Source organism: Microbulbifer echini, from assembly GCF_041447225.1.
In the GTDB taxonomy this organism is placed as follows: domain Bacteria; phylum Pseudomonadota; class Gammaproteobacteria; order Pseudomonadales; family Cellvibrionaceae; genus Microbulbifer; species Microbulbifer echini.
This window is the reverse complement of sequence record NZ_JBGMEL010000040.1, coordinates 1-2,500: the sequence shown is the minus strand read 5'-3', so window position 1 is coordinate 2,500 and position 2,500 is coordinate 1. Positions and strand designations below refer to the sequence as shown.

The window sequence follows — 2,500 nt, the reverse complement described above, 5'->3', positions numbered from 1 at the left end:
CGCCTCGCGTCTCACCCTCGGGGGTAGAGCACTGTTTGGGCTAGGGGGTCATCCCGACTTACCAACCCCATGCAAACTCCGAATACCGAGGAGTGCAATCGCGGGAGACACACGGCGGGTGCTAACGTCCGTCGTGGAAAGGGAAACAACCCAGACCGCCAGCTAAGGTCCCAAATACCAGTTAAGTGGGAAACGATGTGGGAAGGCCCAGACAGCTAGGAGGTTGGCTTAGAAGCAGCCATCCTTTAAAGAAAGCGTAATAGCTCACTAGTCGAGTCGGCCTGCGCGGAAGATATACCGGGGCTAAAACTGGTAACCGAAGCTGCGGATGCTAATTTATTAGCATGGTAGAGGAGCGTTGTGTAAGCCGTTGAAGGTGGATCGGGAGGTCTGCTGGAGGTATCACAAGTGCGAATGCTGACATGAGTAACGACAAGGGGGGTGAAAAACCTCCCCGCCGGAAGACCAAGGGTTCCTGTCCAACGCTAATCGGGACAGGGTTAGTCGGCCCCTAAGGCGAGGGCGAAAGCCGTAGTCGATGGGAAACAGGTTAATATTCCTGTACTCGCTATTGCTGCGACGGAGTGACGGAGAAGGCTAGGCCAGCATGGCGATTGGTTGTCCATGTTTAAGGTTGTAGGCTGGGGACTTAGGCAAATCCGGGTCCCTAAGGCTGAGAATTGATGACGAAGCTCACCTCGGTGAGTGAAGTGGTTGATGCCATGCTTCCAGGAAAAACTTCTAAGCTTCAGGCAATAGTGAACCGTACTCTAAACCGACACAGGTGGTCAGGTAGAGAATACCAAGGCGCTTGAGAGAACTCTGGTGAAGGAACTAGGCAAAATGGTACCGTAACTTCGGGAGAAGGTACGCCGGTTTTGGTGATGGGACTTGCTCCCTAAGCTGAGGCCGGTCGAAGTGACCAGGTGGCTGCGACTGTTTATTAAAAACATAGCACTGTGCAAACTCGTAAGAGGACGTATACGGTGTGACGCCTGCCCGGTGCCGGAAGGTTAATTGATGGGGTTAGCTTCGGCGAAGCTCTTGATCGAAGCCCCGGTAAACGGCGGCCGTAACTATAACGGTCCTAAGGTAGCGAAATTCCTTGTCGGGTAAGTTCCGACCTGCACGAATGGCGTAACGATGGCCACGCTGTCTCCACCAGAGACTCAGTGAAATTGAAATCGCTGTTAAGATGCAGTGTACCCGCGGCTAGACGGAAAGACCCCGTGAACCTTTACTACAGCTTTGCACTGAACTTTGAGCCTATTTGTGTAGGATAGGTGGGAGGCTTTGAAGCAGTAACGCTAGTTACTGTGGAGCCGTCCTTGAAATACCACCCTGGTATGTTTGAGGTTCTAACTCTGGTCCGTTATCCGGATCGAGGACAGTGTATGGTGGGTAGTTTGACTGGGGCGGTCTCCTCCCAAAGAGTAACGGAGGAGTACGAAGGTGCACTCAGCATGGTCGGAAATCATGCAATGAGCATAATGGTATAAGTGCGCTTGACTGCGAGACAGACATGTCGAGCAGGTACGAAAGTAGGTCATAGTGATCCGGTGGTTCTGTATGGAAGGGCCATCGCTCAACGGATAAAAGGTACTCCGGGGATAACAGGCTGATACCGCCCAAGAGTTCACATCGACGGCGGTGTTTGGCACCTCGATGTCGGCTCATCACATCCTGGGGCTGAAGCCGGTCCCAAGGGTATGGCTGTTCGCCATTTAAAGTGGTACGCGAGCTGGGTTTAGAACGTCGTGAGACAGTTCGGTCCCTATCTGCCGTGGGCGTTGGAGATTTGAGAAGAGTTGCTCCTAGTACGAGAGGACCGGAGTGAACGAACCTCTGGTGTTCCGGTTGTCACGCCAGTGGCATTGCCGGGTAGCTATGTTCGGACGGGATAACCGCTGAAAGCATCTAAGCGGGAAGCCTCCTTCAAGATAAGATCTCCCTGGGAACTTGATTCCCCTAAAGGGCCGTGGAAGACTACCACGTTGATAGGCTGGGTGTGGAAGCGCTGTGAGGCGTTGAGCTAACCAGTACTAATTGCCCGTGCGGCTTGACCATACAACAGAGATGGTTACTAACGACTAGCGTAAGCTAGCGGATTGTGGAAAGAAAGACACACAATATCCGACTTGCGGTGTATTACTACAGATTATTTTACCGACTTATTTGGGGTTATCGCCGGTCAATAAAATGACCGAGGCAAACAGCGATAACACGGCAGGCCGAGCACATTGCTTATAAGACCAAAGCCAACCCAAGCCAGTTTGCCTGACGACCATAGAGTTGTGGAACCACCTGATCCCTTACCGAACTCAGAAGTGAAACGCAACATCGCCGATGGTAGTGTGGGGTTTCCCCATGTGAGAGTAGGTCATCGTCAGGCTTATATTCCGAAAGGGCCACCCAATAGGGTGGCCCTTTTTTTATGTCTGAAAAAAATAATCAACAAAAAGCCAAGAAGAAAAACAAAAGAGAAAGACAGAGACAGAGA

At 51.8% G+C, this 2,500-nt stretch carries 2 rRNA genes (1 of these 2 cut by a window edge); both read left to right on the top strand.

What is annotated here, in order from left to right:
• Positions 1–2,067, top strand: a 23S ribosomal RNA gene (locus ACCI51_RS19270); it begins 821 nt to the left of the window's first position.
• A gap of 209 nt (positions 2,068–2,276) precedes the next feature.
• A 5S ribosomal RNA gene (rrf, locus tag ACCI51_RS19265) occupies positions 2,277–2,392 on the top strand.
• Positions 2,393–2,500: the final 108 nt, after the last annotated feature.